The organism is Kothea flammea (genome assembly GCF_052161645.1).
Classification (GTDB): domain Bacteria; phylum Planctomycetota; class Planctomycetia; order Pirellulales; family Pirellulaceae; genus Laterigemmans.
Genome location: NZ_CP197414.1, coordinates 4,594,791 through 4,618,444 on the forward strand (window position 1 = coordinate 4,594,791; position 23,654 = coordinate 4,618,444).

General features: G+C 55.6%; 19 protein-coding genes and 1 tRNA gene. 14 read left to right on the plus strand and 6 right to left on the minus strand.

Annotation, left to right across the window (positions count from 1 at the left end; genetic code table 11):
- The first annotated feature begins 65 nt into the window (after window positions 1–65).
- The 3 genes from SH139x_RS17240 to SH139x_RS17250 all read left to right on the plus strand — a co-directional run bounded on the left by SH139x_RS17240 (window position 66) and on the right by SH139x_RS17250 (window position 4,354).
- Entirely contained in the window at window positions 66–1,706 is a 1,641-nt protein-coding gene (locus tag SH139x_RS17240; RefSeq protein WP_488351013.1) for a Kelch repeat-containing protein, read from the plus strand.
- 138 nt (window positions 1,707–1,844) lie between these two features.
- Window positions 1,845–2,972 carry an SGNH/GDSL hydrolase family protein gene (locus tag SH139x_RS17245; protein WP_488351014.1) on the plus strand — a complete coding sequence of 376 codons (1,128 nt, stop codon included), beginning with the start codon at window positions 1,845–1,847 and terminating at the stop codon, window positions 2,970–2,972.
- 56 nt (window positions 2,973–3,028) lie between these two features.
- Window positions 3,029–4,354, plus strand: a complete 1,326-nt coding sequence (locus tag SH139x_RS17250; RefSeq protein WP_488351015.1) for a DUF3472 domain-containing protein — start codon at window positions 3,029–3,031, stop codon at window positions 4,352–4,354.
- A gap of 99 nt (window positions 4,355–4,453) precedes the next feature.
- Here the strand turns inward: SH139x_RS17250 and SH139x_RS17255 are convergent, their stop codons facing one another.
- Window positions 4,454–5,410, minus strand: coding sequence for a putative 2-dehydropantoate 2-reductase (locus SH139x_RS17255; RefSeq protein WP_488351016.1), 957 nt, complete (start codon window positions 5,408–5,410; stop codon window positions 4,454–4,456).
- A 206-nt stretch (window positions 5,411–5,616) separates the two neighbouring features.
- Between SH139x_RS17255 and SH139x_RS17260 the strand changes: the two genes are divergently transcribed.
- The 5 genes from SH139x_RS17260 to SH139x_RS17280 all read left to right on the plus strand — a co-directional run bounded on the left by SH139x_RS17260 (window position 5,617) and on the right by SH139x_RS17280 (window position 12,750).
- Window positions 5,617–6,321 carry a zinc metallopeptidase gene (locus tag SH139x_RS17260; RefSeq protein ID WP_488351017.1) on the plus strand — a complete coding sequence of 235 codons (705 nt, stop codon included), beginning with the start codon at window positions 5,617–5,619 and terminating at the stop codon, window positions 6,319–6,321.
- Window positions 6,322–6,351: 30 nt separating this feature from the next.
- On the plus strand, window positions 6,352–8,346 hold the full coding sequence (locus SH139x_RS17265) for a YjhG/YagF family D-xylonate dehydratase (protein WP_488351018.1): 1,995 nt from the start codon (window positions 6,352–6,354) through the stop codon (window positions 8,344–8,346).
- A gap of 129 nt (window positions 8,347–8,475) precedes the next feature.
- Window positions 8,476–9,012: a 5-(carboxyamino)imidazole ribonucleotide mutase gene (gene purE, locus SH139x_RS17270; protein WP_488351019.1), complete on the plus strand. Its 537-nt coding sequence runs from the start codon at window positions 8,476–8,478 to the stop codon at window positions 9,010–9,012.
- Window positions 9,009–10,145 (plus strand): 5-(carboxyamino)imidazole ribonucleotide synthase, encoded by a 1,137-nt coding sequence (locus SH139x_RS17275; protein ID WP_488351020.1) that lies wholly within the window; start codon window positions 9,009–9,011, stop codon window positions 10,143–10,145. Before purE ends, SH139x_RS17275 begins: the two co-directional genes overlap by 4 nt.
- A 247-nt stretch (window positions 10,146–10,392) precedes the next feature.
- Complete coding sequence (locus tag SH139x_RS17280; RefSeq protein ID WP_488351021.1) at window positions 10,393–12,750, plus strand: heavy metal translocating P-type ATPase; 2,358 nt, start codon at window positions 10,393–10,395, stop codon at window positions 12,748–12,750.
- Between the two features lie 295 nt (window positions 12,751–13,045).
- Here the strand turns inward: SH139x_RS17280 and fliM are convergent, their stop codons facing one another.
- Together fliM and SH139x_RS17290 are read right to left on the minus strand one after the other, a co-directional pair.
- Window positions 13,046–14,116, minus strand: coding sequence for a flagellar motor switch protein FliM (gene fliM / locus SH139x_RS17285; protein WP_488351022.1), 1,071 nt, complete (start codon window positions 14,114–14,116; stop codon window positions 13,046–13,048).
- A 30-nt stretch (window positions 14,117–14,146) separates the two neighbouring features.
- Window positions 14,147–15,421, minus strand: coding sequence for a glutamate-5-semialdehyde dehydrogenase (locus SH139x_RS17290; RefSeq protein WP_488351023.1), 1,275 nt, complete (start codon window positions 15,419–15,421; stop codon window positions 14,147–14,149).
- Between the two features lie 228 nt (window positions 15,422–15,649).
- On the opposite strand from SH139x_RS17290, the gene SH139x_RS17295 reads away from it, so the two are divergent.
- Window positions 15,650–16,750 carry an EAL domain-containing protein gene (locus SH139x_RS17295; RefSeq protein ID WP_488351024.1) on the plus strand — a complete coding sequence of 367 codons (1,101 nt, stop codon included), beginning with the start codon at window positions 15,650–15,652 and terminating at the stop codon, window positions 16,748–16,750.
- A gap of 230 nt (window positions 16,751–16,980) precedes the next feature.
- Here the strand turns inward: SH139x_RS17295 and SH139x_RS17300 are convergent.
- A tRNA-Met gene (locus SH139x_RS17300) sits at window positions 16,981–17,054 on the minus strand.
- A gap of 356 nt (window positions 17,055–17,410) precedes the next feature.
- Between SH139x_RS17300 and SH139x_RS17305 the strand changes: the two genes are divergently transcribed.
- From SH139x_RS17305 to SH139x_RS17325, 5 genes are all read left to right on the plus strand, one after another.
- Window positions 17,411–17,734 (plus strand): ArsR/SmtB family transcription factor, encoded by a 324-nt coding sequence (locus SH139x_RS17305; RefSeq protein WP_488351025.1) that lies wholly within the window; start codon window positions 17,411–17,413, stop codon window positions 17,732–17,734.
- A 133-nt stretch (window positions 17,735–17,867) separates the two neighbouring features.
- Window positions 17,868–18,737: a phosphate ABC transporter substrate-binding protein gene (locus SH139x_RS17310; protein WP_488351026.1), complete on the plus strand. Its 870-nt coding sequence runs from the start codon at window positions 17,868–17,870 to the stop codon at window positions 18,735–18,737.
- Window positions 18,724–19,575 carry a phosphate ABC transporter permease subunit PstC gene (gene pstC, locus SH139x_RS17315; RefSeq protein WP_488351027.1) on the plus strand — a complete coding sequence of 284 codons (852 nt, stop codon included), beginning with the start codon at window positions 18,724–18,726 and terminating at the stop codon, window positions 19,573–19,575. The genes SH139x_RS17310 and pstC overlap by 14 nt, the downstream gene beginning before the upstream one ends.
- Window positions 19,562–20,476 carry a phosphate ABC transporter permease PstA gene (gene pstA, locus SH139x_RS17320; protein ID WP_488351028.1) on the plus strand — a complete coding sequence of 305 codons (915 nt, stop codon included), beginning with the start codon at window positions 19,562–19,564 and terminating at the stop codon, window positions 20,474–20,476. The genes pstC and pstA overlap by 14 nt, the downstream gene beginning before the upstream one ends.
- Complete coding sequence (locus SH139x_RS17325) at window positions 20,473–21,231, plus strand: phosphate ABC transporter ATP-binding protein (RefSeq protein ID WP_488351029.1); 759 nt, start codon at window positions 20,473–20,475, stop codon at window positions 21,229–21,231. Before pstA ends, SH139x_RS17325 begins: the two co-directional genes overlap by 4 nt.
- On the opposite strand, the gene SH139x_RS17330 is transcribed toward SH139x_RS17325, so the two are convergent.
- Window positions 21,214–22,563 carry a glycosyltransferase gene (locus tag SH139x_RS17330; protein ID WP_488351030.1) on the minus strand — a complete coding sequence of 450 codons (1,350 nt, stop codon included), beginning with the start codon at window positions 22,561–22,563 and terminating at the stop codon, window positions 21,214–21,216. The two genes, SH139x_RS17325 and SH139x_RS17330, sit on opposite strands and share 18 nt — an antisense overlap.
- Before the next feature lie 101 nt (window positions 22,564–22,664).
- Window positions 22,665–23,564 carry a polysaccharide deacetylase family protein gene (locus tag SH139x_RS17335; protein ID WP_488351031.1) on the minus strand — a complete coding sequence of 300 codons (900 nt, stop codon included), beginning with the start codon at window positions 23,562–23,564 and terminating at the stop codon, window positions 22,665–22,667.
- Window positions 23,565–23,654 lie beyond the last annotated feature (90 nt).

Consider the following 23,654-nt stretch of genomic DNA (forward strand, 5'->3'; position numbering starts at 1 on the left):
GCAACACGCTTAAAACGAGCTGTGCAAAATTTACATTTCAAACTTTTTCCGGAAGGATGTTTTTCATGATGCCTTTGAAGAAGAATTTTTTGGTGCTGGCCACCCTGCTGGCCCTGAGCTCGGCGACGCAATCCGCCGTGGCACACTTTCCTTGGCTGGTGCGGGGTGAGGATGGCAAAGCAGTGTTGTTCTTCAGCGAGGACCCATCGGACCGCAGCTACAAACTTCCCCCCTCCATCAAGGCAGCGGAAATCCGACAGCTTACCGCTGGCGGAGAGATGAAGGTTTTGCCTGCCGAGTCTATCGAGCAGGAAGATCTGTTCGGCTTGGTCAGCAAGCAACAACTGCCCGCCGATGCCACGCTGGTGACTCAAGTCACTTTCGGCATCTACCATGGGGCACGCCTCGATTATTACGCGGCACATCTCGGCGGCTCACTCCCCCAGGAACGTCAAGCGGGCTTCGTCAAGCAGACGGGGCTCGACCTAGTCGCTGAAGTGGTTGCCAACGGCAAGGGAGTTGATGTCTTTGTCACTTGGCAAGGAAAACCGCTGGCCGACGTCGAAGTTCAGCTATACTGCGATGCGGGGCATCAAGAAGGTGTCGCAGACACGGATGCTGAGGGCAAGGTTTCCTTCTCCGACAAAGAGGTCGAAGAGGGAATGAACGCGATCATGTTGGGACACAAGCTGTCGCAGGCAGGATCGCTCGACGATAAAGCATACGAATCGGCGTCCCATTATTTGACGATGACATTTTTCGCTCCCGAATCTGCAGACGACGATTCAACCGCATCGTTGGCTCCGCTGCCCTTCGAGATCACCAGTTTTGGTGCCGCTCGCACGGCGGATGCGATCTACGTGTACGGTGGCCACACCGGCAGCGCCCACTCCTATTCGACGTCAGCTCAATCCAACAAGCTGCTGAAATTGGACTTGAACCACCCCTCCGTTGCTTGGCAGGAACTAAGCGAAGGGCCCCGCCTGCAAGGCTTGGGGATGGTGGCACACGACCAACGCTTGATCTTGGTAGGGGGCTTCACAGCTAAGAATGCCGAGGGCGAAGAGCACGACCTGCATTCCCAAGCGGATGTGAAAGCTTTCGATTTGACAACCAAACAATGGAGCGACTTGCCAGCTTTACCCGAACCACGCTCCAGTCATGATGCCGCTTTGATCGGCGACACACTGTACGTTGTCGGCGGTTGGCAATTAGCCGGTGATGCCGATTCGACTTGGCACACCACCGCGTGGTCTCTGAATTTGGCGGACAAAGACGCTCAGTGGCAAGCGATTACCGAGCCACCTTTCGTGCGTCGCGCTTTGGCCACCGTAGCTCATCAAGACAAGTTATTTGTCATCGGTGGCATGAACCAAAAAGGAGGCCCCACCAAAGATGTGGCCGTCTACGATCCCAAAACCAACTCGTGGGACCAAGTTACGGAACTCTTGGGCGAGCAATCAATGGCCGGATTTGGCGCCGCCGGCTGGAGCCACAATGGCAAATTGGTTGTCACCACCTATGAAGGTGACATCCAGTGCTATGATGATGCCAAGCAGATTTGGCGGCAACTCGGCAAGACCGCCGATGCCAGATTCTTCCACCGCTTGCTTCCTCTCGATCAGACCCATCTCGTCTCGATCGGTGGTGCCAACATGGAAGCTGGTAAGTATTTAGATTTAGAGACGGTACCGGCAGGAGAATGAAATCAATCGGCTGAGTAGCCACCCATGTATCGCACAGCAAAGCCGCGGGTTGACGTTTCGTCGTTGACCTGCGGCTTTGTCAGTTCTTCCTCCCCTTATTTCCCCTCCTCATCACTCTCACCTTTGGGGTGCAAATCAATGCCTCACTTATCAATGAAATGGTTCGCCTTAAGCGCTCTGTTCATCGCGATTCCTCAGCCGCTTGCCGGCCAGCAACCTGCCGTGGCGGAGACGATACGTTGGCACGATGTCACCGAGTGGGGAGTGGAAGGCAGACTGTTGCCGGAGGAAACTCGCCAGCATTGGTTTGATCGCTTTCCGGCTGCGGCCAGCGACAAGGTAACCAAAAATGTCTGGAATCTCAGTCGCGACAGCGCCGGAATGGTATTCCGTTTTACGACCGACTCTCCCGCGATTCATATCCATTACAAATTGCGAAAAAAACAGTTGGCGATGCCACACATGCCAGCGACTGGGGTCAGCGGAGTTGACCTCTACGCCCGCGACAAGACAGGAAGTTGGAGGTGGGTTCAGGTTACGCGACCAACCCAGCAAGAAATCAAACAGCCATTGATTAGTGGATTGGCGGCCGGAGAACGAGAGTACGCCGCCTACCTGCCGCTCTACAACGGTGTGGAATTCATGAGCATTGGCGTGGCAGCTGGAGCCAGTTTTGCGGGCCAGCTCCCCCGAGAAAAGCCAATTGTCTTTTACGGAACCAGCATCACGCACGGTGCCTGCGCGAGTCGCCCCGGCATGGTGCACACGGCGATCCTCGGCCGCTGGCTTGATCAGCCAGTGATCAATTTGGGCTTCTCAGGAAATGGTAAAATGGATCTTGCCGTGGGGGAGTTCATGAGTCAAATCGACGCTGCCGCCTACGTCATTGATTGCTTGCCGAACATGCGGCCCGCTGAGGTAACACAAAAGTGCGAGCCGCTGGTCCGCGCGCTCCGTGAGGCACGCCCCCTAACACCGATTATTCTCGTTGAGGATCGACGTTTTACGAATGATTGGATTTTGCCAGCGAAACACCAATTTCACTCAGAGAATCACGCCGCCCTGCAAACTGCTTTTCAAAACTTGAACAAAGAAGGCATCAAGGGGTTGTTTTACATTCCCGGTGATGCGTTATATGGTGATGATAGCGAAGGGGCCACCGACGCCTCACACGCCAATGATCTTGGCTTTATGCGGCAAGCTGAGGCATTCTTGCCAATCCTTCAACAAGCTTTACAAAATAATCAATTAACGATCAGCAAATGAGAGTCGTCGTCCGCTTAGCAAAAGGCAACTCTGAAGCACCCAACAGGCATTACACCATGAATGATTTTTTTGCCCGCTTGCCATTTCGCGTGACGCTGTTCATCTTTTTCGCGGTAAATATTATTTTCGCGCCGCAAACCAGGTCGGCAACGGCCGCCGACTGGCAAATTCCGCTAGCTGGCAATGCCTTTCGCACAGCCCCCGCTGCGGGAAACCAAGGGTTTAGTCGCAACGGGACGCTCGCTTGGAGTGAAACCGACGAGGTCTTCACCGTTTACTTTCATATTGATCGTCCCGCTAAACTACAGTTGGCGCTCGACGCGCGGGTGCTCGCGGGAAGTTCGACGTTGGTAATTGAGTGTGGCGAGGAAACTTATCAGCAGCAGCTAGCGGGAGCGGAATTTGCCAAGCATCCTTTGGGAACGGTTGAAGTTGCCAACAAAGGTTATGTCGCTGTTGCAATTCGCGGCTTATCGCGTGAAGGTGACCAATTCGCCGCGCTGCGAAATTTGGTGATCGAGTCGGAAACAGCCGATCTTGCCTTGGACTACGTCAAGACCAACGAGGGCAACATGTTTTACTGGGGCCGACGCGGTCCCTCGGTTCATCTGCGATACGACGTTCCGCGAGCGCTCGATATGCAGTACGCCTACAGCGAAATTACCGTTCCTGTCGGGCAAGATCCGATTGGCAGTTATTTCATGGCAAATGGTTTCAGCCAAGGATACTTCGGTATCCAAGTCAACGGCCCCGAAGAACGGCGCGTGCTGTTTTCCATTTGGAGTCCTTTTCAAACCGATAATCCGGCTGACATCCCAGCAGACCAGAGAATTGTCTTGTTGGCGAAAGGCCCCCAGGTGCGGACTGGCCAGTTCGGCAACGAAGGCTCTGGCGGGCAGAGTTATCTGATCTATCCATGGAAAGCGGGGCACACTTATCAGTTTCTCACCGAGGTCCGACCCGCTGGCCAAAACAACACAATTTACACATCTTGGTTCGCCGACAAGTCCGATCAAAAGTGGCGATTGATTGCCAGTTTTCAGCGCCCCAAAACCGACACACACCTGACTGGTTTCCACTCCTTTCTAGAAAATTTTGCCCCCACCACCGGCCATGTCGGACGACGGGCCTCCTACGGAAACATCTGGGTCTGCGACACGGCTGGCAATTGGCACGAAAGCCTGCAAGCGAAATTTTCCGTGGATGCCACCGGCGGTGGACGTCATCGCTTAGATTTCAACGGCGGCAGTGATGGCGAGTCCTTCTTCCTGCAAAACTGCGGCTTCTTTGACATCACCGGTAAGCCGGGAGCCGAATTCCGCCGCAATTCCACAGCGGGTCAGCAACCGAAAATTATGTTTGACTCGCTACCCAGAAGTTAGAGGTTTACAGAGCCCGCAGCCAACGACAACTTTCCAACCGTTCCCTTTAAATTTCCAGCCTAAGGCAGGATCAAGACGCGGTCCGCCGGAAGTCAGCATTCAATTACTCGGTCGCGACGGGGATTGAGTTTGTTCGAGGAACTTCAGTTGCTCGTACAACATGCGAACTTGTTTTGGCTCGTACCCGGCTGCCTCGGCCGCGCGGACTGTTTCACCGAAAATGGCCTCGACTTCCAGCGGCCTACCTGCCAAGTAATCGAGTCGCATGCTGCTATCGTACGGCACCATGCGGCGGGTGTTATTGAGCATCTCATCGATGGTTTCAGCGGCAACCTGTCGTCCGCAAGCGGCAGCTGCGGCACGAATTTCCTGCATCAACGAGGCGGCCAATTCGCCGCTGTGAGGATTCTCAATCAGGGCATCACTTTTGGCGTTGAGCACGACGGAGAGCCCGTTGAAGGGAATATTCCACATTAATTTTTGCCACCGGGCGAGCCACTGATCGGGGGTGCAGCGGGCATCAATTCCGTGGCTGCAGAGCAAATCACAGAGTGATTGCAAGTCGTCGGGGACACCGCGTGCCGGATCGGCGGCGGGGCGATGTTGGCCAATCACGATCCGTCCGTAATCCAAATGGGCGATATGAGCGGGGCCAACTTTGTTGCTACAGAGAAAACAGACACCGCCGTAAACCCGTTCGGTGCCGATCAGTGCGGCCACGTCGGCTTCCGGGCAAAGTCCATTCTGCAGCACCAAAACGCGTCCTGAATCGCCCACAACCGGGGGTAAAAGCGTTGGCAGCAAGTGATTTTGAGTCGTCTTCAAAGCCAGTATCGTATAGTCACAGGGAGGCATCGCCTCGGCACGGTTATAGGCTTGAATTGCGGGCAAATGAAAGTTGCCGTGCTTGCTGTCAACCCGCAGCCCATGCTGCTGGGCTTGTCGGTAATCGCTCCGCATCAGAAAGTGAACATCCGCACCACCGCGGGCGAGCAACCCGCCGTAGTACCCGCCCAAAGCTCCAGTTCCGATTACTGCAAACGAAGCGGATGACATGGGTTCTCCAGCGGGGTAGAAAAAGGGTGCGCGAACCAACGGTACACCAATTGCCTATGGTAGACTAGCCTGTGGTAAACATGTCAAACTGGCACCATCGCAAGACGGCAAAAATAACCGCGGCCGCCTAAATTTTGGGCGTTACGGTCAAAGTTTGCCGACAGTTTATCGAATACAGAGCAGGCATTTAGTCACCCCCTCAAACTGTGAGCACTGCCGTGTTTTTCGGTTTTTTCATTTTGGACCCGGTTTATTTCCTGTTCGTGATCCCGCCCATGTTGCTGGGATTTTACGCTCAGTACAAGGTGAAATCGTCCTTCGCCGCAATGTCGAAAATACCGACTCGGATGAGTGGTGTTGACGCCGCTCGACGGATGCTCGACTCGGCAGAGCTGCAGCACGTCGGTATCGAATTAATTTCGGGCGAATTATCGGATCATTACGATCCGCGTGCCAAGGTGTTACGGCTCAGTCACGCGGTTTATCAAGGCCATTCGATGTCGGCCGTCGGTGTCGCCTGCCACGAAGCGGGGCACGCGATTCAGGACGCGCGGAATTACGCGCCGCTGGTCATCCGCAACGCGGCCGTTCCGGTTGCCAGCTTCGGGTCGAACATCAGCATGTTTTTGTTTATTGGCGGGATGTTTGCCCAGATGCCAATGTTGATTTGGGCTGGGATCATCGCCTTCAGTACCGTGGTCTTCTTCCAAGTGGTAAACTTGCCAGTCGAATTCGACGCCAGCAACCGAGCCCGCCGCCAATTGGTGGACTACGGCATCATTTCGGCACAAGACGAACAATACGTGGCCAAGGTTCTGAACGCAGCGGCATTGACTTATGTTGCCGCTACGCTGCAATCGATCATGACCCTGCTGTACTTGTTGCTGAGAGTTTCTGGCAGTCGCGAATAATTTCATTTCGCTCGCTATTGCTGAAACTCCATGACCGACACGTCAGACATATTTTTTGACGCACCCACCGTGCCGATCGCGACAACCGCCGCGGGCCCGGTGGGCAGTTTGCCCTTGACCGACGAAATGCTCCGCACTTGGAGCAGCGGCGATCTGTTTGGGTTGACTCAGGGGGCCGGCATGGGATGGGCTCCTCGCGATTTGCTGGGGGACCAATTTCTGATTCTTTCCACGCAGGGTGGTTTGCGAGCTGAGAATGGCGAACCGGTAGCCTTGGGGTATCACACAGGACACTGGGAAGTTGGCTTGCAAGTGCGAGCGGCAGCCGAAGTCTTTACCGCCGCCCGCTGCGTCCCCTTTGCGGCTTACTGCAGCGATCCTTGTGACGGGCGCACGCAGGGGACCGACGGGATGTTCGATAGTTTGCCATATCGAAATGACGCGGCCGTCGTCTTGCGGCGATTGATCCGATCGTTGCCCCGCCGCCGCGGCGTGATGGGCATTGCGACTTGTGACAAGGGGCTGCCGGCTATGATGTTGGCCTTGGCCGCGATGCGTCATTTGCCCACAGCGATCGTACCTGGGGGAGTGACTCTGCCGGCCACCGTGGGCGAGGACGCGGGCAAAGTCCAAACGATCGGCGCTCGCTATTCTCAAGGTGAAATTACTCTTGAAGAAGCTTCGCTGGAAGGTTGTCGAGCTTGCGGAACCCCGGGAGGTGGCTGTCAATTTCTAGGCACGGCCGCGACGGCACAAGTGGTTGCCGAAGCGTTGGGATTAACGGTCCCACACGCCGCCTTGGCACCCAGCGGCTCGGCAATCTGGCTCGATGTGGCAAGGCATACGGCGCGGGTGCTGCGTGAGATGCATCAAGCCAAACGGACCACGGCCGATATCCTGACCCCCGACGCGCTGCATAACGCGATGTTGATGCACGCCGCCGTGGGAGGCTCCACAAACTTGCTGTTGCATATCCCGGCGATCGCCCACGCGGCCGGTTTGACACGTCCTTCTGTGGCCGACTTTCAAGCTGTCAACGCGGCGGTTGCCCGTTTCGTGGATGTGCTGCCCAACGGCCCGACCGGCCACCCCACCATTCGCTTGTTTTTGGCCGGAGGTGTCCCCGAAGTGGCTTGGCATCTCCGCGAACTGGGTTTGCTGCGGAGCGATGCGATCACCGTTACAGGCATGAGCTGGAATGAAATTCTAGACCGTTGGCACACAAGCGAGCGACGCCGCTTTGTCAGGGCGCGGCTGCTCGAGGCCGATGGTGTCGACCCCGACGAAGTTATTTTGCCGCCGGCGACCGCGCGGGCGAGAGGCTTGACCAGCACCGTTTGTTTTCCGCTCGGCAACCTCTGTCCTGAAGGCTCGGTGATCAAGGCCACGGCCATTGACCCCAGCGTTGTTGATGCTGACGGGGTCTACCGGATCCGAGGCCCAGCCCGAGTCTTTGTATCCGAGCGGGCCGCCATCGCGGCCGTCAAAGATCGACAGATCGATGCGGGAGACGTGATGGTCTTGATCGGACGCGGACCGCTTGGCTGCGGCATGGAAGAGACTTATCAGATTACCTCAGCCCTGAAATATTTGCCTTGGGGCAAACATGTCGCCCTGATCACTGACGCACGTTTTTCCGGAGTCAGCACGGGCGCTTGTATCGGCCACGTGGGACCGGAAGCCTTGGCGGGCGGACCGATCGCCAAAGTTCGTGATGGCGATACGATCGCGATCGAAGTCGACACCGTGAATCTAGCAGGTCACGTCAACTTGGTTGCCACGGTCGCCGAAGGGGAACTGGCAAGCTCGCGATCCCAACAAGTACTTGATGAGCGTCAGCCACACCCAGCCTTAGGAGCGGATGCTAAGATTCCTGACGACACACGACTTTGGGCCGCGCTCCAGCAAGTGGGTGGCGGAACTTGGGGAGGTTGTGTGTATGATGTCGACCGCATCATTGAAGTCCTTGCCGCTGGCGAAGCCGCCCTCCGCAAACAAGCGGAACGGGAAGCACACACTCAATAGCCAGCAACCTGAAAGTCGAGATCAAAAGAAGGCCGGCCAGAATAGCGGTCGGCCGTCAGTTTTCCCAGGCGTTTCTTTGGGAAAACGGTAGACTTTCCGGGGACTAACTAGTAAAACTCGGAGCCTATCATGACTCCCCCCCTTCCAACAGCACTTTGGCGAACTCTGATGGCCGCGGCAACCTCTTCACCACTTGTGGCTGTCATCATGGGAAGCCGTTCGGACTGGGACACGATGCGGCATGCGGCGGAATTACTTGACGAACTCGAGATTCCCCATGAATGCCGCGTCGTTTCCGCACACCGCACTCCGCGACATATGATGGAATATGCCGCCTCCGCTGCCTCCCGCGGATTGCGAGTGATCATCGCCGGAGCGGGGGGCGCTGCTCATTTACCCGGCATGGTCGCTTCCGAAACATTGTTGCCCGTCATTGGCGTGCCGATTCAAAGCCGAGCACTACAAGGACTTGATTCGTTGCTTTCGATCTGCCAGATGCCCGGTGGTGTTCCCGTCGCCACGATGGCAATTGGAAACGCTGGTGCCAAGAATGCAGCCCTGTACGCGGCGCGAATATTGGCGGGTGGCGACGCGGCACTTTTGACTCGCTTAAATACTTTCGTGGAAAAACAAACCGCTGCCGTGCTGGAGTCGGCTGAGCTATGAGCCAACCGACGACAACATTACCTGGCGGCACAATTGGAATGTTGGGCGGCGGCCAGTTAGGCCGCATGTTCGCCCAAGCAGCGCATCAGTTGGGCTATCACGTTATCGTCTTCGACCCGGAAGCCACCGGTCCCGCGGCCCAGGTAGCGGATGATTTCGTGGCTGCCAAGTATGACGACTTGGCGGCGTTGTCACGATTTGCTTGCCGCTGTGATGTGGTCACGCTCGAATGGGAAAACATTCCCACCGCGGCTGTGGAACGCGTGGCGCTCGAATGCCCCGTGCATCCATCTCCTCTAGTATTGTGCGTCGCCCAAGATCGTCGCCGAGAAAAGGCCACGCTGGCCGGGTATGGTTTACCGGTAACACCATTCATGTCGGTCGACACGCGTGATGAATTGACGGCTGCGGCGGAAGCATTGGGGTACCCCTTGGTTCTAAAAACCTCGCGGAGCGGTTACGACGGTAAGGGACAGCTCAAAGTTAACGCCCGCGAAGAGTTGCTCGCTGCTTACGAGGCGTTGGGTGGAGTTTCCTTGGTCGCCGAGCAATGGATTCATCATCGCCGTGAATTATCGGTCATCGTCGCCCGCAGTTTGACCGGCGAAACAGTCGTTTACCCATTGTTTGAGAACCATCACGCCAATCATATTCTCGACACCACGCTGTTTCCCGCTCCGGAATCAGAGCATTTGACAGCATCCGCCAAACAGATAGCCATCGGCGCTGCCGAATCGCTCGATGTAATCGGACTATTGTGCGTAGAACTGTTCGAGACCGAAACGGGCGAATTGTTAATCAATGAAGTCGCTCCTCGGCCGCATAACTCCGGACACGTCACGATCGAGGCCGCCGAAACGAGCCAGTTTGAACAACACCTCCGAGCCATCTGCGGGCTCCCTCTGGGATCGCCTGCTGTCCGCCGCCCCGCTGCAATGGTCAATTTGCTCGGTGAGCTTTGGGAAGATCACGTGCCCGATTTCGCCAAAGCGCTTGACCAACCCGACGCCCATTTGCACCTGTATGGAAAACGCAAAGCTCGTCCTGGTCGCAAGATGGGCCACGTAACCGTGCTGGCTGATAGCGCCGAGCAAGCAGCAGTGCGGGCTAGAGCGATTCGGCAATTGCTATAGAAAACTTATCCGAGCGGTTTACACCGTCATCGAAGGACTTCAGCAACCGGCGCGCTGCTCGCCCCGCTAACACCCAACATCATTGCCTCACGATCCGTTCCCCCAGATCATAGGGCACGGAACTTGCACCCGTGAATGCCGTAGGTTTTAGCTGTTGGTTCAGCGGCTATATTGAGCAGCTATATTGAGCAGCTCAGCCGCCAATCCGTTGGCGAACCCTGTTTTCATTCCCCCGCCTTGAAGTCGCATGTCCACTTTTGAGATTACCGCAGTTGACCCCGTTTGTGGGATGCAAGTTAAACTCAACAGCGGGTTAAGCGCCAAACATGCGGGTAAAACCTATTATTTTTGCAGCGAATCTTGTCGTACAAAGTTCGAGCAAGACCCAGCCGATGTGCTAGCCAATCCGGCTGCCAGTGCATGCTGCTCTGGGCATCAGCCAAGTGGTAATCGTCCGCAGCTCGATCCCGAAGAAGCTGCCGGCGCCGTCTTTACCTGCCCGATGCATCTAGAGATTGAGCAGATCGGACCGGGTGACTGTCCGATCTGCGGGATGGACCTTGAACCCAAAGACTTTGACCCCAACTCGCCGGAAGATGATACCCAGCTGCGTGATATGCGGCGTCGCTTCTGGATCGGATTCGCTTTAAGCGTCCCCCTCATGATCCTCTCGATGGGCCCAATGATTGGCATTCCCATCAACACTTGGATTGGAGTCGGCGTCAACCATTGGATACAGCTAATCTTAGCAACTCCGGTTGTCTTCTTGGCTGGGCTCCCTTTGTTGTCACGCGGTGTGGCATCATTCAAGACCTGGAACCTCAACATGTTCTCACTAATTATGGTGGGAACATTAGCAGCGTACCTATTTAGCGTTTTCGTGCTGCTCTTTCCTGGGCTCATACCGGCTGCGTTTTATGAGGCCGGGCAATTACCTATTTACTTCGAGGCGGCCGCCGTAATCACGACCTTAGTTTTGTTAGGTCAGTGGTTGGAACTGCGAGCTCGCGCGCAGACAGGCGGGGCGATTCGCGAGCTGATAAATTTGAAACCGGAAACCGCTCATCGCCTCGGCGAGCAAGGCGAACAAGATATTCCGCTCGCTGAAGTCCGTCGCGGTGATCGGTTGCGACTCCGGCCCGGTGAAAAGGTACCCGTGGATGGACGCGTGCTGAGCGGCAGTTCCCGCGTTGACGAATCAATGTTGACTGGCGAACCGGTGCCGATTGCCAAACAGGTTGGCGACCAAGTTACCGGCGGCACTTTGAATCAGACCGGCACGCTGGAGATTGAAGCGGAAGCGGTTGGCGACGAAATGGTGCTCAACCAAATCGTGCAGATGGTCGCCGCAGCCCAGCGGAGCCGAGCTCCGATTCAGCGATTGGTCGACGTGGTGGCCAGCTACTTTGTGCCCGCTGTGATCGTGTGCGCCGTGGTAGCCTTTTTGGGCTGGGCTATCTTCGGTCCATCCCCAAAACTGGCGCATGCCTTTGTTGCCGCAGTCGCCGTGTTAATTATCGCCTGCCCATGTGCGCTCGGTTTGGCAACACCCATGTCTGTCATGGTGGGTGTCGGACGTGGCGCGCGGGAAGGAGTCCTTGTCAAAGATGCCGAAGTGCTCGAGCTGCTAGAAAAAGTCGACACGATTGTGATCGACAAGACTGGCACATTGACTTTGGGACGCCCCTCAGTGACTAAGCTGATGCCCGCAGCGGGCTGGACCGCAGACGAACTGTTAAGACTCGCCAGCGGGGTCGAACAGTTCAGCGAACATCCGCTAGCGCAGGCCATTTTGCGGCATGCACGTGAAAAACAAATCGAAATCCCAGAGGCTGAAGATTTTCTCAGTGAGGTGGGAGGCGGAGTACTAGCTCAAGTGGAGCAACAACGCGTCGCCGTGGGAAGTGCTCAATATATTGCCGGTCTCGTCGACTCCGTGGCAGCGACCGAGCTCGATCAAGCGGCTGAGAAATTGCGCAGCACCGCTGCCTCCGTCGTGTTTGTCGCAATCGCTGACCAGTATGCCGGTATGATCGCTATCGCAGACCCCATCAAGCCGAGCACCAAAGCTTCCCTGGAACTCTTGCACAGTCAAGGGAAGCGGCTAGTGATGATGACGGGGGATGCCGAATCGACCGCTCGCGCGGTGGCGGAAGAGTTAGGTATTGACGAGTATCACGCCGGTGTCTCACCCGAACAGAAACATGATTTCGTCCTTAAGTTGAAAGCTGCCGGAAGGATTGTGGCAATGGCCGGTGATGGCATCAATGACGCACCCGCGCTGGCCGCCGCCGATGTCGGCATCGCGATGGGCACGGGCACTGCCGTCGCAATCGAGTCAGCGGGAGTATCGCTGATCGGAGGCGATCTTCGCGGCGTCGCGGCGGCGATTCAATTGAGCCGCAAAACGATGGCTAACATCCGTCAGAATCTGTTCTTCGCCTTCTTTTACAATGCGTTGGGAATTCCGCTGGCGGCGGGCGTGCTTTATCCTTTCACCGGTCTGCTGCTCAGCCCCATGTTGGCCGCCGCGGCGATGAGTTTCAGCAGCGTTTCGGTGATCGGCAACGCACTCCGATTACGATCTGCACGCTTAACCGATTAACGTTGGCTCATTGTAGAACCGCTGTCCCATTGTAGAACCGCTGTCCTCAGCTGTTTGTGGTGCTGACATTGTAGAACCGCTGTCCCCAGCTGTTTGTGATCCCGCAAGCGATTGGGGACAATCGCTCTACAATAAAGCCCGCAAGCGATTGGGGACAATCGCTCTACAATAAAGCCCGCAAGCGATTGGGGACAATCGCTCTACAATAAAGCCCGCAAGCGATTGGGGACAATCGCTTTACAATAAAGCCCGCAAGCGATTGGGGACAATCGCTCTACATTTCATCCAGCAGTTCTTATTTATTTTCCTTTTGAAAGGAAATATCGGCTTCAATCCTGACCGCTTTCTTGCCTTTAAAACTACCCGGTCGACCTTTCAACTTGGGCACATCTTGAATGGAAACCTCCAACGGCTTTCCGGAATCTTGCTCGGTAGTCACGATATCGCCGACGTTGAGATCCAACAGTTCGGAAGTCTTGATCCGTGAGCGGGCAAGAGTCACCACGATTTGAACCGGTGCCGCATCAACACTTTTGGCAATCGATTTTCTGGTTTCGGCGGTCGCATGGTTTCGCGAGTAGCCGACCCAACCGTTATTGGAGAGCTGAGAGTTAAATCTTTCGACCGTGTTAAAAGGAATGCAAAGGTTAATCATTCCCCGATTTTTACCTAGCGTAACCTCTAGACCGACCAAGATGACAACTTCGTTGGGCGGTACGATCTGTACGAGTTGCGGATTGCTCTCGACCCGGTCGATTTCAAATTCCAAATCGACAATATTTTCCCAGCTCGTTTTTAATTGGTTCAACAGCACCCTAACTACGCGACCAATTAACCGATTTTCAATTTCAGTCAGCGGGCGGCGAATCACGTCATTGGGAGACGGGTCGCCACCCAGCATGCGGTCGATGATGGCGTAAGAGAGCGACGGGGAAATATCCAGAATCCAGTTACCCTCGAGTGGCTCTGGCTTAACCACCGTAAAACAACTGGGATTATCTAAGCTGAAAATAAATTCGCTGTAAGTCAACTGGTCCGCACTGACCAATTTCACCTCAATCATGGTGCGAAGCATGCTGGAAATAGATGCCCCAAAAGACCGCGCCAGGCCTTCGTGCAATGAGTGCATCGCCCGCATCTGTTCTTTACCAACCCGCTCGGGACGTTTGAAATCGTAAGCGGTGGTGCGAATCCGCCGGTTGTTGGGCGCAGCGGCTTTCTTGGCGGGGCTCTTCTTGGCTTTAGCAACGGCAGCGGGTTGTTCTTCCTGTTGTGGCGCTGCGGCAGCCTCGGGCTCGCTATCTTGCGATTCCATCGCCCGCAGCAAGCTTTCCACTTGGTTCTGGTTGAGTACTTCGTCGGACATTCCTGAGTCCCCTATCGCGACTGGTGTCGCCTATTGGCGAATATGCCCAGTTCCGGTAACTATGTACTTGTAACTGGTTAACTCCCGCAAACCGCACGGCCCCCGAGCGTGAAATTTATCGGTGGAAATACCGATCTCGGCCCCGAAGCCAAACTCGCCACCATCATTGAATCGGGTGCTGGCGTTAACCATCACCGCCGCGCTGTCGACTCGACTAGTAAATCTCCGTGCGGTTTCCAAGTGCTCGGTAACGATCGCGTCGGTATGATGCGAGCCGTATTGATTGATGTGCTTGATTGCCATTTCCAGATCGTCAACAACGCGAATGCTAATGATTGGCCCAAGATACTCGGCTCGCCAATCCTGTTCGCTGGCCGCGTTTGCTGCCGGCCAATAGCTTTGTGTTAACGGGTCCCCTCGCATTTCGACGCCGGCGGCAGACAATTCCGCAGCCACGCGGGGAATAAACTCAGCGGCGACTGCCCGGTGAATCAACAAAGATTCACAAGCGTTGCAAACCCCCATCCTCTGCGTTTTTGCATTCAACACAATCTCGCAGGCCATCTCCAGCCGCGCGTGTTGATCAACGTATACATGGCAATTGCCGTCGTAATGCTTGATGACCGGCATGGTAGCGTCTTGAACAACACGACGAATCAAACCCTCGCCACCGCGGGGGATGGCAACATCGATGCAATCATTCGCCTGCAAAAAATATCCCACCGCATCGCGGTGTGGAGTCGCCACTAACTGTATCGCGCCCTCAGGTATTCCTCGCAATTTACCTTGGGCTTGCAGAATTTCAGCGATTGCACGGCTCGACTCGGCCGCTTCCTTGCCGCCCCGCAAGATCACAGCGTTACCACTCTTGACGCAAATCGCCGCCGCATCAGCGGTCACGTTGGGGCGGCTCTCATAGATGAAGAAAACGACCCCCAGCGGCACGCGAACTTTTTCAATCTTTAATCCATTAGGCCGCACAAAACCCTCTAGCGTCTGGCCGATGGGATCATCCAGACGAGCGATTTGGCGCAGCCCGCCGGCGATGGCATTGACCCGACTCTCATTCAACCGCAAGCGATCACAAGCGGCGGCTGATAAATTAAATTCAGCAGCCCGTTCCAAATCGATCGCGTTGGCAGCCAACACCGACCCAACTTCCGATTCCAACGAATCTGCCGCGCATAGCAACCAATCGTTTTTAACCGCCGTCGAAAGTGTAGACAAATGCCCAGCAGCGGATCGAGCTGACTCGGCCACTCGGCGGCAATACTGACTTAAGGCCTCGGTTTCGGAAGCGGTCATCAATGAACTCACTAGGCAATTGCAGATTCTCAGCAATGATGGCAACCGGCCATCTGGGAGTCAATGTCAATGCACCCCTAGTGATCGGCGCAATCGTTTCAACCATGACGGGCGATTGAAGAAATACTGCCATCTGCTCCTAGCAAGTTTGCCCCTCTGTGGATGGATAGCAAACTTCAACGATTACCTCCCATTTGCATCACCAATGACTCTCGGCAGATTTCCGCAATGCCATCACGCCTCGCCGAACAGACACGCTGGATGCTCGTCGAATATGCCGAAGAAGGGCAAATTGGGCAGCGCGTCGAGCTGGCTGAAGGGCCCACAACGGTGGGGCGATCGTCGCGAGCGAAGCTGACGCTGACGGCCAACGCGATCTCGAAACAACATGCTCAACTGGAACCTGCTGGCAGCAAGCTCTTGGTACGAGATTTTTCCAGCACAAACGGCACTTACGTCAACGGACGTCGGGTGCATGGTGATACCTTGGCGGGGGACGGCGACCTCGTCCAGTTCGCCACCGTTGTTTTTCGGATTTCAGCAATCGATGAACCCGCCTTGAGTGACTCTGCCGGTGCCATGACGGTGACGGGGGAGGACTTTCTGTGGTCCAGCCAGCTGCTGATGTTTGAGCGAATGATGAGCGAACGATTGGTTACGCCACACTTTCAACAAATCGTCGAGTTGCGGCGACGGGCCCCACTGGCGTACGAAGTGTTAGCGCGGGGTAGCCTTCCAGGCCTCGAGCAGCCTTACTCAATTTTTAGCATCGCCGCTCGCGTCCAACAGGAACAGGCTTTCAGCGAGATGATGCGCACCATTGCCATCGAGCATCACGCTGTCGTCAACGCACGGCCAACCCTATTTCTCAACACACACCCTAAAGAAACTTCCACCCTGCGGCTGCTCGAATCGTTGGTCACGTTGCGAGAAGCGGCTCCCGAACTGAAGATCGCGATTGAAGTTCACGAGGGAGGTGTAACTGCGATCGACGAAATGCGTCGCTTGCGGGCCGCCCTGAACGAGTTGGGAATGCAGCTGGCCTACGACGACTTTGGTGCGGGGCAAGCGCGTCTGCTGGAGCTGACCGAGGTGCCCCCCGATGTGCTCAAGTTCGACCGAAAACTGATTCAGAACCTTGACACAGCATCAAAGCCACGCCGAGAAATCATTCGCGGCCTCATCGCCGTGGCCAAGTCGATGGACATCATCACCCTCGCCGAAGGTGTGGAAACCGAAGCAGAGCACGAAGCGTGCCTCGATTTGGGGTTCGAACACGGGCAAGGCTATCTCTACGGCCGCCCCAGCGCTGCACTCGCCCCAGCTTAAACCGGCAAACCGCAAGTAGTTGCGATCGGCCAAACGCTAAAGAGTCCCCGGCACCCAATCTCGACGCCAGGCGAGCCAAGAAGTGCCCCGGAGAAAACGCTAGGGCCGAGGATAATGCTGACTATCTGGCAAAAAAATGCCGCATTCCGGTGCCGAAAAGCTCTGGTGATAGGCCAAATATCGAAAAAACATTTGGTCAACCAATTGACCATATTCTCAACATGATCCAATAGCGGAAGAGGGATTCGAACCCCCGACACGCGGATTATGATTCCGCTGCTCTAACCAACTGAGCTATTCCGCCAACAAACGTTCCGCAGAAGATAAAGAAATCGCCAATACTCGACAAGCCGTCTTCTAAAATTCCCAGATGCATATAACCACGGTTCCCCTGGCCAGGTTCGCAGCCGTTTCTCAACGTGAACTCAGCCTTGCCCCAACTCAAATCCTGCATCGCCCGCCAAGGCTGCGAATACAATAGGGTTCATGTGTATACATATCGCACTCGCGTTCCCGTTCAGGGTGGCGGAAAAGCTTTCGAGTCCCATGTTCGAGTCGCAAAATTCACCGACTACTTATGACTCCATCGCGTTGACTGATGGCCTTTTTGATGGTTGAATGGTGGCTCAATTGAATGGTTGTCCCTTTCGACGAAATGCCATGAAGACTGTCTACACGATTTTGGGTCAACAAGCTGGCGAAGACATCTCTTGCGCCCGCGTTTTTAAAGTCTTGGCCGACGAGACCCGTTTGGCAGTGGTGGAGCAACTCCTCGATGGGCCCAAAACGGTGTCAGAAATCAATCAATCGCTCAGCGTAGAACCGACGTTGCTGTCGCACCACCTAAAGGCGCTACGAGACGCTCAAATCGTGACTGCCACGCGGACCGGTCGTTATGTTTCTTACTCGCTTGCCCCCTCAGTCATCCGCGACCGGAACGTAAGAGCCATTGAACTGGGCTGCTGCCAACTCTCCTTTCCATGAGCACTCCGCACGTCATCCAAAACAACAAGCTCATCGCAGTCAGTGCCGATCCTCATCGGCCGTTTCATCGTGCACTGACCAAAACGTCTGGCGAGTTCCGTTACGACAGTCTCATCTCTCGGTAGTTTGCTTCATGAAACATCTTCATATCGCCCTATACGTTTTTTCCGTGGCATGCTTGTCCAGCGGATGCGATGGGATCGCGACTGGCGAATTGAACGGCACGCACGCTGGACAGTTGAGCGGTAAATTAACGCTGAGCGGATCGAGTACCGTGGCACCTTTGGTCACGGAAATTGCCACACGATTTGAATCGCAGCAACCGGGCGTTCGCGTCGACGTGCAAACTGGCGGCTCGGGCAAAGGGATCGCCGATGTGCGTCTCGACATGGCAGATATCGGCATGGCTAGCCGCCCGCTGAACATCGAGGAAGCGGATCTGACAGCGCATCAAATTGCCGCGGACGGCGTGGGGTTAATTGTCCACAAATCAAACACAGTCCAAGAATTGACTACCGAGCAAGTGCTGGCGATCTACACCGACCGGGTCAACAATTGGCAACAACTCGGTGGCGCCGACGAACCGATTATCGTCGTTCACAAGGCGGAAGGCCGGGCGACGTTGGAGGTATTTCTGGCTCACTTTGCATTGCGGAATCCAGTTATCAAAGCGGACGTAATTGTCGGGGACAATGAACACGGCGTGAAGACGGTCATCGGTGCCGCGGGAGCAATCGGCTATGTTTCCATCGGGACGGCCGAAGCGAACATTGCCTTGGGCGCGCCAATTCGACTGTTGCCGCTTGCCGGTGTCCCCGCGAGCACGGCACGGGTAGCGAGTGGTGAATTCCCCATGAGCCGACCTCTAAACTTGGTGACCAAGTCTCCGCCCTCGCCGCTCGCCGAAGCATTCATCCGCTTCTGCCAATCCCCCCAAGTCCATGACCTTGTCGAGTCACAATACTTTGTCCCGGTTGCCAGAGAGACCGATGTTACAAAGTGAATGGCCACTGAAGTACATCTCGCGCACATTGGCCTTGATCTCAGCGACGATCGTGATCTTGATCTTCGTCTTTTTGGTGCGAGAGTCGGCACCCACCTTGTTAGAGTTAGGATGCACTCGCTTTTTCACTGACAACAGCTGGCACCCGCTATCCGGCCAATACAATTTGGTTCCCATGATTGTGGCAACCTGTTTAACCAGCGTCGGTGCGATAGCAATTGCGACCCCACTGGGAATTGCGTCTTCCCTGTTCATGCATTTTTACGCTTGGCCCGCGTCGATGATCTGGCATCGTCGGCTGTTGGAAATCTTAGCGGGCATCCCGTCGGTGGTATTTGGTTTGTGGGGCTTGGTTGTCCTTGCGCCGCTGATTGCCAATCTGGGCGGCAGCGGACAAAATCTGCTCACTGCCACGATCGTGCTGGGGCTGATGATCTTGCCCACCGTGGCGTTACTTTCGGATGTGGCGATTGCTGCTTTACCACGGGAATCGCATTATGCCGCGGCAGCCCTGGGACTGGGACGCGCCGCGATTATTGCCACGGTTGTGTTGCCGGGCGCGCGGCGTGGAATTGGCGTTGCCGTGGTGTTAGCTTTCACCCGCGCCTTGGGTGAGACAATGGCGGTGTTGATGTTGGCCGGCAACATCGTGGAGCTGCCCACGTCATTGCTATCACCAGGCCGAACGTTGAATGCCAACATTGCACTGGAGCTTGGCTACGCTTCTTCCGGCCATCGTTCCGTATTGTTCGTCAGTGGTTTGCTGATGATGTTCGTCGTAAGCGCGATCGTGATCGGCATCTCATGGCGGGGGAGCCACTACAATGCGAGGAAATAATCTAACAGCGTCGAAATTTAACAATCGACAACCGCATCAACTCCGTGAGTTCCTGGTCGCAACGTTGATTTCAATCTTGGCCGCCTCGGTGGTCGCCCTACTCGGCTGGATTCTGGCTGATATTGCGGTCAGAGGACTTTCACAAATCAGCGTTCCCTTCCTAATCGAGAGTGTTGAGGATGCGGGAAGAGCCGGTGGTATTGGCCCGATCATTTTGGCCACGACGTTGATTCTCGTCGTCACGCTGTCGACTGCCGTTCCTCTCTCTTTGGGAACCGCCATTGCATTAACCGAGCAAACAAGCGGTGGGCATTCCCGGTTTGCAGCGTGGCTGGCAAACAACGTGCGGCGCAGCCTCGACGTACTGGCGGGCGTGCCATCGATTGTGTTTGGGCTGTTTGGAAACGCTTTTTTCGCGATCAGTCTGGGCCTCGGTTACTCGATACTCACCGGTGGCCTGACGCTTGCTTGCATGGTGCTGCCGATCATGATTCGCACCTCTGAACAAGCGATACTCGCGGTCCCAAATGACTACCGCCGGGCAGCCGCGGCACTTGGTTTGGGCGAGACAGCGACCATGTTCCGCGTGGTGTTACCAGCGGCCGCACCCGCTTTATTGGCCGGCATCGTGCTTTGCATCGGCCGTGCCTTGGCGGAAACGGCCGCCTTGATCTTCACCGCGGGATATGTAGCGCGAACACCGACTTCGCTGTTCGATTCCGGCCGATCATTGAGTGTTCACATTTATGACTTGGCGATGAATATTCCGGCTGGTGGCTCGCGAGCCTACGCGACAGCTTGCGTGTTGGTCGGGCTGTTGCTGTTGATCAACGTGATTACCGGGCTGCTATTTGGCATGGCTGGTTTGCCCACGCGATCATCGCTGCGGGGGCGAGCATGATCTCGACCATCGATCTCTCCGTTGCTTACCATGGCCGCACCGTGCTGCGGAATGCAACGCTGGTCGCCCAGCCGGGAAAAGTGCTGGCTCTGGTCGGGCCCTCCGGTTGCGGGAAGAGCAGTTTCTTGGCAGCACTGAACCGCCTGACCGACTTAATCCCGGGTGCACACGTCAGCGGGCAAGTCAAGTTTGGGGATCAATCTATTGAAACCGCTTTTGCCTCGGCCAGTGAACTTCGTCGACAAGTTGGCATGATTTTCCAGAAGCCCAACCCGTTTGCGATGTCGATTCGTCGCAATATTGAATTAGCACTTCGCGAACATGGAGTTCGCCAACAGGATCAACTACGGAAGGTCACCGAAACGGTGCTACGAGAAGTGGGCTTGTGGGACGAAGTCGCCGACCGCCTCCACCAATCTGCGATGGAACTTTCGGGCGGCCAGCAACAGCGGTTGTGCATTGCGCGGGCATTAGCACTTAGGCCGCAAGTGTTCCTAATGGACGAACCTTGCAGCGCGCTCGATCCGATCGCAGCGGGACGTGTCGAGCAATTAATTCGATCGATGCGAGACAAGTATACGCTTATCATCGTGACGCATAATTTGGCCCAAGCTCGCCGACTGGCAGATCACACGGCAGTATTCTGGATGCGTGACGGCGTCGGTGAGGTAATCGAACATGGTGAAACAGCAACAATCTTCACCGCATCGACTAACGACGTTACCAACGCCTATCTATCAGGATTGAGCGGGTAGAGAAGCTGAGGGAAGCGAGCTTTCCGAACTGGTCGCGTAATTCACCAAATTGGACTCTTGAGCCTCAGCGTCGGTTTTGGCTTGCTGCCGATCAACTTGACGCCGGTCGATCAACTCTCGCTCCAGATTGCGTCGCCGGGCACAGCGGTCGTATTGTTGTTCCACGAGTTCCGTGTATCCATTAACCATTGCCGTCAACGAACCGCTGGCCTCCACCAACGTTCGCCCGCGTGCTCCCATTGCCGCGTAAACCTCGGGGTTGGCCAGCAAATAGATTAACCGTTCGGCCATCGCGTGGTCATCATCCACTGCCACCAAAAAGCCCGTCTCACCATCGATTACCGATTCGCCAACACTACCCACGCTCGTGGAAACGACGGGAACTTGGCAAGCCAAAGCCTCAAGAACCGATACCGGGCTCGCTTCGTTAAGCGAACAGAGCAGGAAAGCATCCATGATGCTCAGCAAATCGGCCGTGTCAGCTCGGGTGCCCAAGAGTTTTACGGACTCCTGCAAATGCAGCTGCTCGACAAGTTGTTCAATCCTCGCTCGCTCCGGCCCATCACCAATAATCAGAAACTTGGCGGCGGGGACTTGATCACAAACCTGCCGCGCGACCCTCAAGAACATGGCGTGGTTCTTCTCGGGACGCATCGCCGCAACGATGCCGAAAACAGGTGCCGACTCGGCAATCCCCAACTCTGACCTTAGTCGAGCGAATTGCTCGGGCTGTGGTCGAAAACGCTCGATGTCGACCCCGTTGCGAATCGTAACAACGTGCTCTGCCGGCAACCCTTCGGCGGTGCGCAAATGGTCGGCGTGCTGATCGGCAACGGCGATAAAACCATCGGTGATACAAGTCAGTTTGCGGTTGAGCTTGCTAATTCCATCTGGCCAGCCGGTTGAATGTATGGCGCTAAAGATAGCGGGCACCCCGGCGATCCACCCCGCCAGTCGTCCCCAAAACATTTTGTCCCCCGCGCCCACGGTGACAACCGCGGCCGCTTCGTGTTTCCTGAACAGTCGCACCAGCTTGGGCAACACCCTCAAGTCCCATTTTCCACACAACAATTTGGCATGAACGGGGCAGTCCACGGCGAGCTGCTCACCCAAAGGCCCGGCTTCTTTCAGACAGACTAGCACCGGCTCGATTCGCTGGCGGTCGAAACCTCGGATCAAATTTGCCAGCAACACCTCAGCGCCACCCACTGGCATACTGGTGATCACAAACATCACCGGCAAAGGGCCGCGGCGAATTCGCGGTTGCGGACGATAGCGTGGCCAACAGGAGCCAATTTTTTTGGAAATACGTTGTTGGATTGGCTGTGTCATAAGTTCGTGCACCGGGCGTAGGCCGAGGCGGTGCCAAGCGTTAGCGGAGAGAATAAACCACGGGTATCCGAAAATGATCGTTCATTTACAACCGTAGGTTATTATTTACCAGGCGTGCCGCAGACTTGCGGAGCAAACGCCGCCGGCGTGTTGCCGCAAACACCTAGTTCTTGGCGCTCACGCTGCTGTTTCCTGAACTTATCGGGATCAAGCATCATCCAATTGCAAAAACGGGCCATTTCATGATCGCCATGAATTCGGCGAATGTGAAACAGATCATCCGTGGGTAAATTGTAAGCACCGAACGCGCTGCAGTAGCCCAACATTCCGAGTTGTTTGAGCGCCGCGACCACTTGCGGGCTGAGTTGATCGACCAAGCCGTAAGGAAAAGCAAAGAAACGTGGAGGTTTACCTAACCACTCGGTTAACTCGGCAGCCGCGCTGATGATCTCCGAGTCGATTATCTTTTGGTCGTGAGGTTTGGAAAAATCAAAATGCGTGCGCGTGTGTAAACCGATCTCAATCCCGGCGGCTGACCAGCGACGGAGATCGTCGATGGTGTTGGGGGCAAACTCAAATCCCATCTCCAAATCATGAGGAAACGGTATTTGGTGTTTGACGTTGTCGATCGAAACAAAATAGGTGCAAGGCAATTTGTGCTCTACCAGCAAAGGGAGCGCAAAAGCGTTATTGTCGGCATAACCATCATCGAAAGTGATCGCCGCAAATCGCTGATTGCTGGTTCGCTGACGCGAATGCTGCTGAGCCTGGGCGAGATCGATTACCTGAAACCTGCGCCGCAGAAAACGGATATGTCTTGCGAATCGCTGGGGTGTGATTGTCACCGGGGTTAGCAAATCGGCAGCTACGCGATGATAAAACAGCACCGGAATGGGGGCTTCACCGCGAGCGGCGAGGCTGCGATAAAGTTGTCCACCTCGCAACCAATTGCAACCAGCTCGGACCGTTTGGAGCGTCGATTTTAGTAAGGTTACGGTCATGACAGCCAATTAAAGGTCGCGGAATTAGCCCTGATTCCAGCACAAACATGGGTTCCAAAAGGAGCGTCAGCAAGGCAAATGGCTTTGCGA